The sequence below is a fragment of the Phocaeicola salanitronis DSM 18170 genome (assembly GCF_000190575.1).
Classification (GTDB): domain Bacteria; phylum Bacteroidota; class Bacteroidia; order Bacteroidales; family Bacteroidaceae; genus Phocaeicola; species Phocaeicola salanitronis.
In genome coordinates this window covers 1,132,465-1,147,911 of record NC_015164.1, presented here as the reverse complement: position 1 = coordinate 1,147,911, position 15,447 = coordinate 1,132,465, and the positions used below count along the sequence as shown (strand labels likewise).

10 protein-coding genes and 2 tRNA genes are annotated in these 15,447 nt (G+C 44.9%); 10 read left to right on the top strand and 2 right to left on the bottom strand.

Going from position 1 to position 15,447, the window contains the following annotated elements; translation table 11 throughout:
* From BACSA_RS05060 to BACSA_RS05050, 3 genes are read left to right on the top strand one after another with little or no spacing between them, the layout of a single operon-like run.
* A complete protein-coding gene (locus tag BACSA_RS05060) occupies positions 1–1,644 on the top strand; it encodes a DUF4906 domain-containing protein (RefSeq protein WP_041583892.1) in 1,644 nt (547 codons plus the stop codon).
* A 4-nt stretch (positions 1,645–1,648) separates the two neighbouring features.
* Entirely contained in the window at positions 1,649–3,931 is a 2,283-nt protein-coding gene (gene fimD / locus BACSA_RS05055) for a fimbrial tip adhesin FimD (protein WP_144005183.1), read from the top strand.
* A 14-nt stretch (positions 3,932–3,945) separates the two neighbouring features.
* Complete coding sequence (locus BACSA_RS05050; protein ID WP_013617036.1) at positions 3,946–6,492, top strand: hypothetical protein; 2,547 nt, start codon at positions 3,946–3,948, stop codon at positions 6,490–6,492.
* Positions 6,493–7,126: 634 nt separating this feature from the next.
* Here the strand turns inward: BACSA_RS05050 and BACSA_RS05045 are convergent.
* Entirely contained in the window at positions 7,127–7,309 is a 183-nt protein-coding gene (locus BACSA_RS05045; RefSeq protein ID WP_013617035.1) for a PG1828 family lipoprotein, read from the bottom strand.
* A gap of 633 nt (positions 7,310–7,942) precedes the next feature.
* On the opposite strand from BACSA_RS05045, the gene mtaB reads away from it, so the two are divergent.
* The 7 genes from mtaB to BACSA_RS05010 all read left to right on the top strand — a co-directional run bounded on the left by mtaB (position 7,943) and on the right by BACSA_RS05010 (position 14,204).
* Entirely contained in the window at positions 7,943–9,259 is a 1,317-nt protein-coding gene (mtaB, locus tag BACSA_RS05040; RefSeq protein ID WP_041584235.1) for a tRNA (N(6)-L-threonylcarbamoyladenosine(37)-C(2))-methylthiotransferase MtaB, read from the top strand.
* 299 nt (positions 9,260–9,558) lie between these two features.
* Positions 9,559–10,590, top strand: a complete 1,032-nt coding sequence (locus BACSA_RS05035) for a glycosyltransferase family 2 protein (RefSeq protein ID WP_013617033.1) — start codon at positions 9,559–9,561, stop codon at positions 10,588–10,590.
* A gap of 129 nt (positions 10,591–10,719) precedes the next feature.
* Entirely contained in the window at positions 10,720–11,601 is an 882-nt protein-coding gene (gene folD / locus BACSA_RS05030; protein ID WP_013617032.1) for a bifunctional methylenetetrahydrofolate dehydrogenase/methenyltetrahydrofolate cyclohydrolase FolD, read from the top strand.
* Between the two features lie 8 nt (positions 11,602–11,609).
* The gene (locus BACSA_RS05025) at positions 11,610–12,734 is read left to right on the top strand and encodes a CapA family protein (RefSeq protein ID WP_013617031.1); all 1,125 of its coding nucleotides are present in this window, start codon (positions 11,610–11,612) and stop codon (positions 12,732–12,734) included.
* 68 nt (positions 12,735–12,802) lie between these two features.
* Positions 12,803–12,876: transfer RNA gene (locus BACSA_RS05020), tRNA-His, on the top strand.
* Between the two features lie 23 nt (positions 12,877–12,899).
* A tRNA-His gene (locus tag BACSA_RS05015) sits at positions 12,900–12,973 on the top strand.
* Between the two features lie 103 nt (positions 12,974–13,076).
* Positions 13,077–14,204: a hypothetical protein gene (locus BACSA_RS05010; RefSeq protein WP_041583890.1), complete on the top strand. Its 1,128-nt coding sequence runs from the start codon at positions 13,077–13,079 to the stop codon at positions 14,202–14,204.
* 33 nt (positions 14,205–14,237) lie between these two features.
* Here BACSA_RS05010 and BACSA_RS05005 read toward each other — a convergent pair whose 3' ends face one another.
* Positions 14,238–15,437, bottom strand: coding sequence for an MFS transporter (locus BACSA_RS05005; RefSeq protein ID WP_013617029.1), 1,200 nt, complete (start codon positions 15,435–15,437; stop codon positions 14,238–14,240).
* Positions 15,438–15,447: the final 10 nt, after the last annotated feature.

Genomic DNA, 15,447 nt, shown 5'->3' with positions numbered 1-15,447 from the left:
ATGAAGAAGTATATACCATATTATATAGGCTGTTTGCTGGCTGTTGCTATGGCTCTGGCTGCCTGCACGGACGAAGCGACACCCGCTCTTTCCAGTGAGAGGGAAGATCAGGTGGTGTTTGCCTTGACGGTAGGTGCGGGCGAAAGTACGGACGTACAGACGCGAGCATCTGAACCGGGCTGGGGAGATTGGAACGAGAATACCATTACGAAAGCGGATATATACATCGTCTTCGCCAATGGATCTGAGGAACATTTTCCGCTTAATGCTAGTGATTTAGAAGGTAGTCCCGGCTATTATACGTGGACATCTGATATCACAGCGGATGAGTTGATAGGGGCTACAATCTATGTAGTAGCCAATTGTGATAACTCTATCAATAGTTGGTCTGGAATGGAGAATTTGCATGTGACAGGATTGGGCAACCCGGCAGGCAAACAGGAATCTTTCTTGATGGATGGGAAGACTGAGGTAACAGCAGATAATATAGAAGGAAACAAAGTTATTACCGTAGACCTGAAGCGTGCCGCTGCCAAGATTCGTCTGGCATTTGCTTCAGATACCGATTGGGAAGATGTTTCCTACCGCTTTTGTCAATACGCTACAACCACTACTGCAATTGATAAAAACGAAGAATCTTATTTGGGAGATAATGCCGGGATAGCCACTTATCCAACAGAAAACGGAGAGCCAAGTATGGCAGAAGCCGTTTCGGAAAACTCAGACTATCTTCATGAATATACACATATAGTAGAAAATGAAGGCGGAGAAGAAGTAACTATTACCCGAAAAGGATTAGTGCTTTACTCCTACGCTAACGACTGGTTTGACGAATCGAAAGCTAACCAAATCAACCAAGTAGAGCCGATAGTGGACGATAGGCAGACTTATATCTTGCTTTATGCTCCTTACGGGGAAGGAACGAATAAACAGTGGTACTATTACAAAGTGCCTGTCAATTTCCGATTACCAACCAATAACGATGACGCAATACCCAACGAGGATGACGGATATGACATGATTGACCCAGACACGTACCGTCACCTCTACCGCTTACAGCGCAATTACATTTACGACATCACGGTGAACATAGACCGTCCGGGTGGCACGGAACTTGACCCTGGCAAACTGGTGAACCTGACGTATGAGGTCGAACCGTGGGACAGGGAAGATGTGATAGTGAATTATGAGGACGAATTGAGTTACACACCGGACAAATGGCAGGAAGAAGATACGGAAGGAAATGCGATTCTGGAATTGCTGGACAACGGCAAGACCGTACATTTCCTGAATCCGAGCGAGACAGCCGTACTTCCCTTTACCATTAATACGCCGGTTGTTGCCATGTGGCGTGCCCAACTGAGCGGAGCAGACATCAATTATTTTACGTTTGTGGATGCGGAAGGGAACCCGCTTGGGGCTACCGCTTCCGGCGTAGCTTCCGAAGACGGAGAAAAGCCTGCAACGCAATACATCCGGATAAAATGTACAGATCCGGATGCCACCGACAGCCATAGCGTGACTCTCCATGTCTATGCCGACATAGGCGGCCTGACATACGAAATGGATTTGACCGATTCAGGCAATGAACAAGAACCGGGGAATGACCCTATTAGCCGTTTTACCATACTTCAAAGTTATTGATGAAATGAAACAAGTTAGCATACATAAAATCTGCCGGATGTTTGCCCTGCCCCTGCTATTGGCATTGTGGGCTTGCCAGGACGAACTGGACAACGGGCAAACCCTGAGCGGCAACTACCTGACACTGACCTTGCAGACCTCAGCCGCGTCTACCCGTGCCCCGATAGTGGGTGAAGACCGTTTCAACGAAAACGAGGTGAAAAGCGTAGATGTGTATTTCTTTGCTGACGGGCAAGAAAACACGGCGGAGTACCTCTATGCAAAAGAAGGTTTGGTGCCCGAAGGCAGTCTGCTGCAAGTAGAGCTTGATAAAACCATCATCCAAGATAACAACAACTATTACATCTATGTAGTGGTAAACCGCACCGGAAGCAGCAACACAACGTTTACAGAAGCGAACGGACGGACGCTTGCCGCCCTACAGGAACGTACCATTACTACCAACTGGAAAGAAGGCTACGAGGACGAAAGCGTAACGGAAGAATGCTTGGTGATGGACGGAAGCACCACAGTTACAGTAAATCCGGAAGGCACACAGGGACATGTGAAGCTGACCAGAGCGATGGCGAAAGTAATGCTGTATGCGGCTGCGGAGGAGTCAATTGAAATGGATAATGTGACATACACTCCTGTACTTAATCAAATGAATGTGACTATGGTCTATGGAGTGAAGCGCACCAATCTAGAGGGGACGTATACTGTGACAGCTGCGGATGATGCGGAAAACAGTGACTACATCACCCGCATGAGGCGCGACTATACTAGTAATACCATCACCGAAACGATAACGGAAGGTGAAGGTGAAGACGCAAAAGAAATCCAAATTCAATACTACGAACAGGAGGTTCCGTTCTATTCCTATCCCAATTCGGGGACTACCGCCGACCGGCAGGACGCATACCTGATACTCTGCGTGCCTTGGGAAGAACGTTACCAGGGCGGTTCGTATCGTTCGCACAACTATTATTACCGTATACCCATTACCGGCAGTACAGCTCCCGCAACGTTGGAACGCAACCACTATTACCGTATCAAGGTGAACATCGGTGTATTGGGCAGCCTGAATCCGAACGAAGCGGTAGAGATAACAGATGCAGATTTTGAAATCTTGGACTGGTTTGATATGGAGGTGGACGCAGATATGCAAAAGTATGAGTATCTGGTGCTGGACGAATATAACTCGGTAATGAATAATGTGAATAGTATTGAAAATGCGTATATCAGTAGCAGCAATATAGATTGGGACAAGACGAAAATTATAAGTGTATCTTATTGGGATTATCACGAAGATGAATCTTATTTGGTAGAACTGAATGAGAACTATCAACAGGATAATAGAAATAATAATAGTACTGTAAAATTTACGGATTTTGAAATAGGATCAGGTAGTGATGAGACTATAATGGTAAGTCATGAGCTAAGTGACCAAAACGATTTTGTGAAATATACCATAACTGTAGAAGTATACAACAAAGATGGTGTAAAGGCGAATATTTGGACGATAGACCAGTATCCGGCAAGATACATCGTAGGAGAAAAGAATGATGAAGGATACGTACCAGATTACTGGGAGAATGCGAGAGCTAATCGTTTTATCAATGGTTATTATGAAAATGGAGATACACCTTATGATGATGGGGATCAATGGGGGAGAAATAAATATGATTTAGGATCAGTATCAGCATTAAGTGGTAATAATGCAAATCCCAATTTATACACCATACATATATCTTCATTTACTGATAATGCATACGCTTTAGGTGACCCTAGGAATGAAACTTTTGAAGATTTTGGTACAAGACTAGATGCCACAGAATACAGGAGCACAAGTCAAGATGCTGTAGAAGTAATAGCACCCGCTTATAAAGTTGCTTCTTCTTGGGGTAAGACATTACCAAGATCTTATGTAAATACAGTAGAGCGCTGTGCTTCTTATCAAGAAGCCGGTTATCCCGCAGGAAGATGGAGGATACCTACAAAAGCAGAAGTAGAATACATAATTAACCTGTCAAATCAAAGAAAAATTCCACGATTGTTTGGAGAGGCAGGGGAAACAACAGACTATTGGGTCTCTTCTGGCAAGTATAATACCTCCACGGGGTATAGAGCCGGCATTAATGGTGAAGCTTATGTTCGTTGTATCTATGATGTTTGGTATTGGGGAGAGCAGACCATAGAAGATGATGAACACAACACCCCGTCAGGTGCAGATCCCTTAACGAATTATGATTTTGTATGGGGAGATGCGGTTGATGGTTCTTTAACGGAAGGTGATACACATAATTGATAGATGAGAATAATATGAAGAAACTATATACTTACATTCCATTAATATTCCTCTTGCTCCTTGCTTCCTGCACCGACCAAGAGATAGCAAGCAATCGTTCGGACTTGCCCGAAGGCACGTACCGCTTTACCGTAACCATACCCGAAGCCATAGAAGCAACTACACGGACTTTGGGCGAAACGCCACAAGATGTTATGCGCATGTCCATGCGGGTATTGGTCTTTGATGAGAACGGTTTCTTTGTGGCATACGAAGTGGCAACCGTTGAATCATTTGACGATGTCAGCCAAAAAGGTACTTATACGGTCAATCTGCCGGTAAGGGATGATATCACTACACTCCACTTTGTGCTAGGGCTGGATGATGCCGATTATGGCGGCACTTTTACGCCATCGGACAGCGAAGCGAGCATCTTTAGCCAACTGACCGTAAGTGACGGACAGGATGCCTATTGGCAACGAATCAGTGTGCAAGAGATAAGTAAAGACACCCAGTTGCCCACCGTGCATTTGGTGCGCAACTTTGCCAAGATATCCGTGGAAACTTCAACAGAGACACCAGAAAGATTTGAATTGTTAGGCTATGCCGTTGTTAATGAACGTACAGCCGGGACGGTAGCTCCCTATACCGGAAATCATGACGTGGCAGGCGGTTTCGCCACTTTCGAATTGAATCAGGCTACAGGCACTAACGTTTACGAACAGTTCACTTCGCTTAATCCCGGCTTTGGCGGAAACAATGCAGGAGAGAGAGATGACGCTTTGCCACAAAGCAATACAGACTTTACCTCTTCTGCAACCTATGTGTACGAACGCAATCAGGATGACAGTTCACGTCCTGCGTACATTCTAATCCATGCGAGATACGATGGGGCGGAATGCTATTATAAGCTGGATCTTGTGACTACCGATCAAGAGACATGGCTTACTACTTATCTGAACTTGTACCGCAACTTCCATTACAAAGTGATTATCGGCAACGTGACCAACCAAGGTTATAGCAGCATTGACGAAGCGGCTGCTGCAGTGGCTTCCAACAACATCGGTGCCTCTATCGAAGTAAGTGAGGTAAACACAATACGCGATGGTCAGGATGAGCTGTATGTCAGCACCATTGATACGTTGCTGGTTACCCTCAATCAAACTGCCAAAATTTACTACAGGTTTACGGAAGATGTAGAGAATAATCCTGATAACGTACAGAACGATCAGGTAAATGTAGTGGAGATTGATGTAGATCCTGATATTATTAATGTGGATAAAAGTGAACAGGGTGTACTGAAGATTACTCCTATAAGTTTGCCCGAAACCATGGAAACCTACGAGTTTGCCATTACGGTAAACAATTCCGGTTTATCCCGTCGCGTAATCGTAAGGGTACGTGAACCATATCGGTTTGAAGCGGTGGATTGTGAAGACCTTGTTCCGGACAATGTGGGCGAAGCCGTCAATCTGATGGTGCGCTTGCCTGCCAATATGCCTGTTTCCGTCTTCCCGTTAACGCTGCGGATAGAACCTTACCGGAAAACCATTTATCCTGATGCGGAAGAGAATCAAATACCCGTCGCTACAGATCCTGAAGAGAAATATACGTTCTTTTATGAAGCGACAGTGACACACGGTGAATATACGCAAAACCGTATTTTTAACTATGTGTTCAAAACCAACATAGCCGATAGCAAGACTTTTATAACGGTTACCAATCCTTACTTTGTGGATGAAAGCAGAGATGAGGATGGAGACTTTCTGTACGCGGATGTTGACCCTGATGACGATGTAACCAATCTTGCATATAATGTGACGAAGTTCCGTAATGCCCCGCGTTACAATTTCTTCAATGTATCGCTTACAAGTGATGAAGGGAATTGGTCGCCACAAGACAATGCAGACAGCTATACCAATAAAGGAACACTGACGTTTACGGACGGGGATTATAATCCGATAGGCAATCAGGTGACGCTTACATTTAGCATACATGATCAAGAAGACGTGGATAACGGTTTTGACCAGAACGCCACACATCCGGAAATAGAAATTTTCGCAAGGTATCTCGACTTTACTGACGGAACCATTAAAACCACGACAGGAACTTGGACACGTAGGGATGATGGCCAAGCCATACTTTATACTCCCAATGACCCGTTAGCAGAACAATCGTTGACCTTTACCATCAATACGAACTATGCCAGCGAAACGGTACAGCTTGCCTCTTACGACCATGAGACGGCTAGGGTGAACTATAAAAATACTCCTTGTACGATTTCTGTTGAATATGGGAATCGATCATTTGAGGATTTGGAAAGAGAAAAGGTGTACGTATATGATACCTGGCCAAATAACAATACGGATCCCATCTTTGATTTTACGACTACTGATGGCGGCCAGTGGGATGGCTCAAATGAAGAGGAAAGTGTTAATACACTGATTATTGGACGCGATCCTAAACAGACTCTGTACTTTAGGTATACAAGTGGATGGGGAATGTGGAGAAGTATTTATCAAGATTCCATGACTATAGAGGAATTGCTAAACAGCAAATTGATTCAATTGGAAGAACAATAAGTATTGTGGGTTGAAGTTTGGATATTCCCATTAAATGTGAAAATAAATATATCTCTATCAATAGCAGGGAAGCGTCCCTGCACATATTTTAATTAGTAATCTCAGAAGCCGGTTCGCAGGGATGCGCGTCGGCTTCGCCTTTTAGGATGGACTTTATGGCAGAGCAAAACTGTTTGCGGACAATCTTCGGGGTATTGCCCACCGTAAGCATTCGATAAACTACAGTCATTAAATATCTATATAATGATAGCGACTGTTACTATTGGATTCATAGTGACAGTCGCTATAGTTTTGTTGAACCTGTATGTTGACGTTGTGGTTAGTTAGCGGTAAGCATTCTAAGAAATACACATTGCATGCCCTATACAGAAACGGTGCGGAAAGGCTAAGCAAGGTTCGTCTGGGGACATGACAGCTTATCCGGACCGATGCGTGCGGCTTTTGTCTTATTTTAGAAAAGTGGCATGAAAGCGAATGGTAATTCCTACGGAAATCATCGCTATAACTGCCGTGCTTACGCCGGATGAAGAGATTGGGGCTGTTTGTGAAGGGGGAAAAGATGGCGGCAGGGTATAAAAAAAGTCTGTAGGCTGAGCTTACAGACTTTCAATTCTCTCTAAATTGTTCGAGATAATTATTCTGCAACAGAATCAGTTGCAGCTGAATCAACTGCTACAGTATCAACTGCTGTTGAATCAACAACCGGAGTTGCTTCTTCTACAGAATCAGTTGCAACTTCAGTATTAGCTGCTTTGTTACCACAAGATGCGAAAGATACAGCAGCGAACGCTACGAACAAAAATACTAATTTTTTCATTTTCTTTGCTTTTTTAAATCTGTAATACTTATGTTGTCTTCTTAAAACGTTGCAAAGATATAGACTTTTTTGATACGTTGTTCTTGAAAACGGATTTTTTTTCAAAAAAATATGTTTTAGGAAAGATTTTCTTGCGAAATGATTTTCAATTTATTTTAAGATATGCGCTTATCTTATTGCTATTCAATGTTTTGTAAATTCTGTGCTTCCCGGTCTCCAAATAAGACTAATCGTCTATCGGAAAACGGAAGCAGAGTAAGGAGCCAGAAATCACCCAAGGCACACACGAAAACGAATACATCAAAGCGAGAAAAACTTTTTGGGGAAATTCAAAACAATTTCTAAGAGCCTGTTTAAATTTTGCTTAGGTTAATTTTTCGAATTGTTTTCGAGGATGTTTTTCTGATTTTATGAGGAGGATAGCGGGCTATCTGACGAATAAAATCGGGGAAACAGACCGGAAACAAACGTAAAAGAACCTGATAGAATATTACTTTATTGGAAAATTTAAACAGGCTCTTAGAAAAACGTTTTATGCAACTTTTCGGAGTGAAGGTATCAGCTTTCTATCGGTTTTGCTCGATTATTCCGGCGAGATTGAGTAACTTTGCAGCGAATTACATTATATTATATATGATAGATACGACTATTTTTCAAAATAAGAAAGCGGTGTATTATACCTTGGGATGCAAGCTGAATTTTGCGGAGACTTCTACTGTCGGGAAGATGCTGAAAGAAGCGGGAGTGCGTACCGTGCGACCCGGAGAGAAGGCGGATATTTGCATCGTCAATACCTGTTCGGTAACGGAGGTGGCTGACAAGAAATGCCGGCAAGCCATTCATCGGCTGGTGAAAAACCATCCCGGTGCTTTTGTGGTAGTGATGGGATGTTATGCTCAGCTGAAGCCGGAGCAGGTCGCTGATATCGAAGGGGTGGATTTGGTATTGGGTGCCGAGCAGAAGGGCGACTTGATGAAATATTTAGGTAATTTGGAAAAACATGCGCACGGCGAAGCTGTAACGACTGCTGTAAAAGACATCCGTACATTTGTCCCTTCGTGTTCGAGAGGAGACCGTACCCGTTATTTTCTGAAGGTGCAGGACGGATGCGATTACTTCTGCTCGTATTGCACGATTCCTTTTGCCCGCGGAAGAAGCCGGAACGGAAAGATAGCCGATTTGGTTGAACAGGCACGTCAGGTGGCGGAAGAAGGCGGAAAAGAAATTGTCTTGACCGGTGTGAATATCGGAGATTTCGGGAAAACTACGGGCGAGACATTTTTCAGTCTGGTTCAGGCACTGGATAAGGTGGAGGGAATCGAGCGGTACCGTATCTCTTCGATTGAACCGAACTTGTTGACCGATGAGATTATTGCGTTTGTAGCTCAATCGAAACGGTTTATGCCTCATTTCCATATACCCTTGCAATCCGGATGTGACGAAGTGCTGAAGCTGATGCGCCGGAGATATGATACCCAGCTGTTCGCTTCCAAAGTGCACACTATCAAGTCGTATATGCCCGATGCATTTATCGGAGTGGATGTGATTGTCGGTACACGGGGAGAGACACCGGAATATTTTGAAAAGGCGTACGAATTTATTCAGGGATTGGACGTTACGCAACTTCATGTGTTCAGTTATTCGGAACGTCCCGGCACTCAGGCATTGAAGATTGATTATGTGGTTTCTCCGGAAGACAAACATGCGCGCAGCCAGCGTTTGCTTGCCTTGTCTGAAGAGAAAACGCACGCTTTTTATGCCCGGCATATCGGGCAGGAGGCTACGGTGTTGGTGGAACATGCCAAAGCGGGTATGCCGATGCACGGCTTTACTCCGAATTACATTCGGGTTGAGTTAGAGCGGAATGAAGCCTTGGACAATCAGATGGTGCGGGTGCGTTTAGGTGATTTTAATGCGGATGGAACGGCGCTGCAAGGGACGCTTATGTGAACGCTTGTATTCATTCTTGCCTGCGCAACCGTTTATGTTTAAATTGTTTTAACATTCCGGAAGCAGTAAAAAACGCTTTTCCTCATTTAAAGAATAAAATGAATGTCCGCATTTTGCCCAATAAGGGGTTAAAAGGAGTTATTTCAGGGAGTTAAAAGGAGTTAGAAGCCAATACTTTTGCTCATGGGAGCCATAGCAGGACTATTGGCATTTAACTCCTGCCGGAGGCATAACTCCTTCTAACTCCCTTTTATACTATGGGCATTTTGCGGATATTCAAAAAGATAAAATAGGGAAAAATGAATGATAAATTAAAAGTAGCTGTAGTTATATTGAATTGGAATGGGGCGGAGGTGCTTCGCCGTTTTTTGCCGTCCGTGCTGATGTTTTCGCAAGGAGAAGGAATCGCTGTTTATGTGGCAGACAATGCTTCGACCGATGCGTCTTGTCAAATCGTGGAGAAAGAATTTCCATCCGTCCGTTTGATTCGTCTGGACCGGAACTACGGATTTGCAGATGGATACAATAAAGCCTTGGAGCAAGTTGAGGCTGAATATGTAGTGTTGTTGAATAGTGATGTGGAAGTGGCGAAAAACTGGTTGTCATTGATGGTGGAGTATATGGATGCTCATCCGGAAGTGGTCGCTTGCCAGCCGAAAATCTTGAGCTGGCGTGAGAAGACGCGTTTTGAATATGCTGGAGCTGCAGGCGGGTTTATCGATAAATATGGATATCCGTTTTGCCGGGGGCGTATTTTCGACTCGGTGGAGGAAGACCGCGGTCAGTATGATTGGGTTACGCCTGTGTTTTGGGCTACCGGAGCGGCACTGATGATTCGGCTGGCTGTTTATCGCGAAGCCGGCGGGTTGGACGGACGTTTTTTTGCCCACATGGAAGAGATTGATTTATGCTGGCGTCTGCGCAGCCGTGGGTATCAGATAGTGTGTTTGCCGGCAAGTGAAGTGTACCACGTGGGTGGAGCAACATTGAAAAAAGAGAACCCGCATAAGACGTTCCTTAATTTCCGGAACAATTTGTTGATGCTTTATAAGAATTTGCCTTCCCGCGAATTGAAACGGGTTATGTGCGTAAGGAAAGTCTTGGATGATTTAGCCGCTTGCTTTTTTATCTTGAAGGGGGATATAGCGAATTGTCGTGCGGTATTGCGGGCACGGAAGGAATATGTAAGGATGCGGCCGCTTTTTGAAGCTGACAGACAGGAAAATCTTCAGAAAAGTGTATGTGATGAGATTGCCGGGCGGTATAAATTCAGTATATTGTGGCAGGCGAAGGTCAGAGGGCGGAATGTTTATGAGGAACTGGTGAATTGAGCCTGCCTTTTTCTTGTTTGAAGTGTTCTTCTGCTTGTTAATAAAACATAAACAGGCGGGGAAGCCTGAATAAGTGGATAGAAAATGTTACATTTGTTAGCATTATAATATTTAAAAACAAGAGTGACTATGACATTGATTGACGGAAAAGCCATTTCTGAACAAATCAAGCAGGAAATTGCGGCGGAAGTGGCGGATATTGTGGCGAAAGGCGGAAAGCGTCCGCACTTAGCTGCTATTTTAGTAGGACATGACGGCGGAAGCGAGACGTATGTGGCTTCGAAAGTAAAGGCATGCGAGGTATGCGGGTTTAAGTCGACTTTGATTCGTTATGAAAGCGATGTGACCGAAGAAGAGCTGTTGGCAAAGGTGCGCGAACTGAATGAAGATGATGATATCGACGGGTTTATTGTGCAGCTTCCTTTGCCGGAACATATTTCGGAACAGAAAGTGATAGAAATGATTGATTACCGGAAAGATGTAGACGGTTTCCATCCGATTAATGTGGGGCGCATGTCTATCGGGCTCCCGTGTTATATTTCTGCTACGCCGAACGGAATTTTGGAGTTGTTGAAGCGCTATCAAATCGAAACCCAGGGTAAGAAGTGCGTCGTATTGGGACGAAGCAACATTGTAGGCAAGCCGATGGCGATGCTGATGATGCAGAAAAGTTATCCGGGGGATGCTACCGTGACCGTCTGCCATAGCCGTAGCAAGGATTTGGTAAAGGAATGCCGCGAGGCGGATATTATTATAGCCGCTATGGGGCAGCCCAATTTTGTGAAGGCGGATATGGTGAAAGAAGGAGCCGTAGTTATTGATGTAGGTACGACGCGTGTGCCGGATGCGACAAAGAAGTCTGGCTTTAAGTTGACCGGTGATGTGAAGTTTGACGAAGTGTCTCCGAAGTGTTCGTTTATCACTCCGGTTCCGGGTGGGGTAGGTCCGATGACCATTGTTTCGTTGATGCGGAATACATTGCTTGCTGGCAAGAAAGCGATTTACCAATAACCGCCGATATGGAGGAGAATATCCGTCGAAGGATGCGTAAGGCAGCATGGGCATTTCTACTGATAGAAGTGCTTGTGCTGCCTTGTGTGTATGCGGCAGGGCAGGGCGATTCCTTGTCGTTGCTTTTTGTAGGTGATTTGATGCAGCATGATGCCCAACTTGATGCAGCCCGTCAGCCTGATGGGACTTTTGACTATGCTCCCTGTTTTGCAGAGGTGGATGCCGAGATAAGGAAAGCGGATATTGCAATAGGTAATCTGGAAGTTCCTTTAGGCGGGAGGCCTTACTCGGGCTATCCGGCTTTCAGTGCTCCCGATGAATGGCTGTATGCCATGCGTAATGCCGGATTTGATGTGTTGTTGGCTGCCAATAACCATTGTTTGGACAGAGGGACGAGAGGGTTGGTGCGAACGGTGGAAATGTTCGATTCGTTGGGAATGGATTATGCCGGCATTTATCGGGATTCATTGGAGAGGGTGAAGCGTTATCCGTTATTGGTCGGGAAAAAAGGTTTCCGCATAGCATTCCTTAATTATACTTACGGAACGAATGGCATACCGGTGGATTATCCGGCGATTGTCAATCGGATAGACCGGGAGCAAATCCGGAAGGACATTTTGTCGGCAAGGCAGATGAAGCCCGATGCCATCATTGCTTGCATGCATTGGGGAATAGAATATGAATTGTTGCCGGAAGTTTCGGATCGTGAACTGGCGGAGTGGATGTTGTCGTTGGGAGTGGATCATGTGATTGGCTCGCATCCTCATGTAGTACAGCCGGTAGAAATAGTAGATACATTGCCCGATAAGGTTCCCCATGTCGTCGTTTATTCATTAGGAAATTTCATTTCCAATATGAGCCGTGTGCATACCGACGGGGGAATGATGGTCAAGCTTCTCTTAAAGAAGTCGCCGGGAAGAGCACAGCTTGCCGGTTGCGGTTATTCGTTCGTATGGACTTCACGTCCGGCATTGAGCGGCAAGCGTAATTTTACGGTTTATCCTTCGGACGTCAGGCCTGAAAAGCTGAATGGCGTGGAGAAAAGCCGCATGGATTTGTTCTTAGGCAATGTGCGGAAGTTCTTCAAACAGTATACAAAAGGGATTTATGAATACTTTTTAGAAAGAAAATGATGGAAAAGTTTGCAGATTCAAAATAATTTCATACCTTTGCACTCGCTTTTGAAAGGGTAACCAATACGGTGACTATAGTTCAGTTGGTTAGAGCGTCAGATTGTGGTTCTGAATGTCGTGGGTTCGAGTCCCACTAGTCACCCTTTCTTGAGTAAGTTTAAAATGGTGATTATAGTTCAGTTGGTTAGAGCGTCAGATTGTGGTTCTGAATGTCGTGGGTTCGAGTCCCACTAATCACCCGTAAAAGGAAGAGGATTTTCTGCAAGGAATTTCCTCTTTCTTATTTTATTCTCCCTCATTTATTTGTCTTTTTTAAATAATTGCCTATATTTGCAAAAAAATATGAATAATATGGTCGGCAAGGTAGGTGTTATTGTTTCTATTATCCTGTTCTGCATCGGTGTTGGAGTTTATGGCTTTATCCAGCTGAATATGGCAGATAGGGGGAAGAATGTCGATTTATTGTCTTTTGTTCCGGCGGATTGTGCCGCTGTCTTGGAAACAGATAATGCTGATTTCTTGATTAATGAGTTTCCTCAAGCTGCGTATGCCATGCAATTGGATACGATTCAGAAAAGCGGGTTGTTTCCCATTGTGTTTGGTAATCTTTTTGCGGCTTCGGATAGTACCGTACATCGTTTGAGTAATGGCATTGACCGGATGATGATGAGTTTTCATTATCCGCTTTCTGCCCGTAATGTGGTCATGTATTTTCAGACACACAGTTCCGGAAAGGCTTTTTTGCAGAAGATGATGCAGAAAAAAGAAATGAAGTTTGTCCCGAAGAAAGATTCTTACCGGGGAGAAGACATTGATATTTATGCCTTGGATAACGGCGAGTTTATTTCCACGTACTGCGGGAAAGGCTTTTGTGTCGTGAGTTACCAGAAGAATCTGATAGAGCGGGTGATTGACGCGAAGAAAGAGGAACTTTCTTTGTTGAGAGATGAGGTGTTTATGGAAGGTTACGAGTCGAAAGCTGCCAATTTTATGACATTGTATGGGCATACGGCTTCATTGCCTGTGCTGGTGAAGGGACATGTACATTGCTGGAGCAGTTTCGATATCCATCTGAGCAGCGAGGTCTTTTATTTAAGCGGCTCGATGATGATTCCGGATTCGTGCAGGACGCATGTCATTGCGGAATTAGACCGGATTGCTCCTTTGGCAGAGAAAGGGGTATTGGCATTATCGGGACAGGCTGAAGTAGACTCCTGCATCTCGAAGATTACCGCTCTTCCCCAGCATACACTTTTCGAGGAGTGTGTTTCAAACTTATCGCATGACGCTTCGTTTATATTCGTTGCGGATATGGATGAGATAAAAGACAGCATCGCTTGTTATAAGCCCTATTTGCCGAGGTTTGTGGCTCGTCATGCCTCTCTTTTCCGTTCATTTATTTTTTCTGCCCAACTGACAAAGGTGGGCAACCGCCTTTCTCATATCTTTGTCTTTACGTATAAGAATTAAGAAGCCGGGGATTTGCAAATTCTTCATTTATTATCATCTTAGCTTGTTGCGCTGGAAGTGTGGTCCTGCTTTCAGGTGAAAATAGGTCATGGATACGATTGTAAGTATGGCTCCGAACAGGTATGCGTCTCTGAACGAAGCGATTTCGGCAATGTATCCGCCCAGCAGCATGCCGATTCCAAGCCCCACATCCCACGAAGTAAGGTAAGTACTGGTGGCGGTCGCACGCTGGTTGTTGGGAGCCAGGTTTACGAATAACGTATTGTAGGCAGGAAACATGGTGCCGAATCCGATGCCCAAAAGCAAGGCGACTGAAAAGAACAGGCTCGTTGTGAAGGCATAGTTCCACTCTATCAGCCAGCCGCAAGCGGTCAGGGCAAAATAGCAGAGGCATACCAGATACAGTCCGGCATTGATGACTTGCGTGATTTTCCCTTTGTCGACCAGCCGTCCGCTGAACATGCGGCTGATAGCCATGCCTACAGCCATCAGGGTAAAGAAGAATCCGGTTTCGGCGGTGATGCCGATTTGCCGGGCATACATTGCCACGTAATTGGTTGTCATGCCGTAAGGGATGGAAAGCAGAAGCAGGCTGAGTCCGGCGGGAAGCCCTTTCAATAAGATAAAGCGGTCGAGCGATATCGGTTCGCGTTTGACCGGCGGTTTATAAGGGGTCTTTACCAGGCTGGCTGCGATAAAGCCCAAGATGCATGAACCGAGTCCATAAGAAAAAATGGCGATGTAAGATGTGCCTGCGCTATGAAGGAACAATCCGAACATCGGTCCGACAGACATGGCAAGGTTGTTAGCCAGTCCGTAATAGCCCAAGCCTTCCCCTCTTCGTGATGAAGGCATGATGTCGATGACTACGGTATTTCCTCCTACGGTCACCATCCCGAACGAAATGCCGTGGATGATGCGGTAGATGATAAACATGACCAGTGCGCCGGCAAAGATGTAGCCGGCGAAAATCAATGTGAAAACAAAATAGGCAAACAAGTATAAGGGCTTGCGTGCGAAAGTATCAAGCAAGTATCCCGAAAACGGGCGGATGCAAAGTGAAGATACAGTATAACACGACAAGACAATGCCGATAGTGGTATTTGAAGCATGGAAAATTTCCGAAAGATAAAAGGGAAGCACCGGAACCAAGAGCCAAAAGCCGAAGTAGAGAAGGAAATTGGCGGCAAGGATGCAACAATAACTTGGGGTAATAAGCCGTTGCTTTTCCATAAACAGGAGT

Coding starts and splice junctions, on each gene's coding strand:
- BACSA_RS05025 (WP_013617031.1), top strand. CDS start 11,610: ATGGAGGAGAATATCCGTCGAAGGATGCGTAAGGCAGCATGGGCATTT.
- BACSA_RS05010 (WP_041583890.1), top strand. CDS start 13,077: ATGAATAATATGGTCGGCAAGGTAGGTGTTATTGTTTCTATTATCCTG.
- BACSA_RS05005 (WP_013617029.1), bottom strand. CDS start 15,437: ATGGAAAAGCAACGGCTTATTACCCCAAGTTATTGTTGCATCCTTGCC.
- mtaB (WP_041584235.1), top strand. CDS start 7,943: ATGATAGATACGACTATTTTTCAAAATAAGAAAGCGGTGTATTATACC.
- BACSA_RS05035 (WP_013617033.1), top strand. CDS start 9,559: ATGAATGATAAATTAAAAGTAGCTGTAGTTATATTGAATTGGAATGGG.
- BACSA_RS05050 (WP_013617036.1), top strand. CDS start 3,946: ATGAAGAAACTATATACTTACATTCCATTAATATTCCTCTTGCTCCTT.
- fimD (WP_144005183.1), top strand. CDS start 1,649: ATGAAACAAGTTAGCATACATAAAATCTGCCGGATGTTTGCCCTGCCC.
- BACSA_RS05060 (WP_041583892.1), top strand. CDS start 1: ATGAAGAAGTATATACCATATTATATAGGCTGTTTGCTGGCTGTTGCT.
- folD (WP_013617032.1), top strand. CDS start 10,720: ATGACATTGATTGACGGAAAAGCCATTTCTGAACAAATCAAGCAGGAA.
- BACSA_RS05045 (WP_013617035.1), bottom strand. CDS start 7,309: ATGAAAAAATTAGTATTTTTGTTCGTAGCGTTCGCTGCTGTATCTTTC.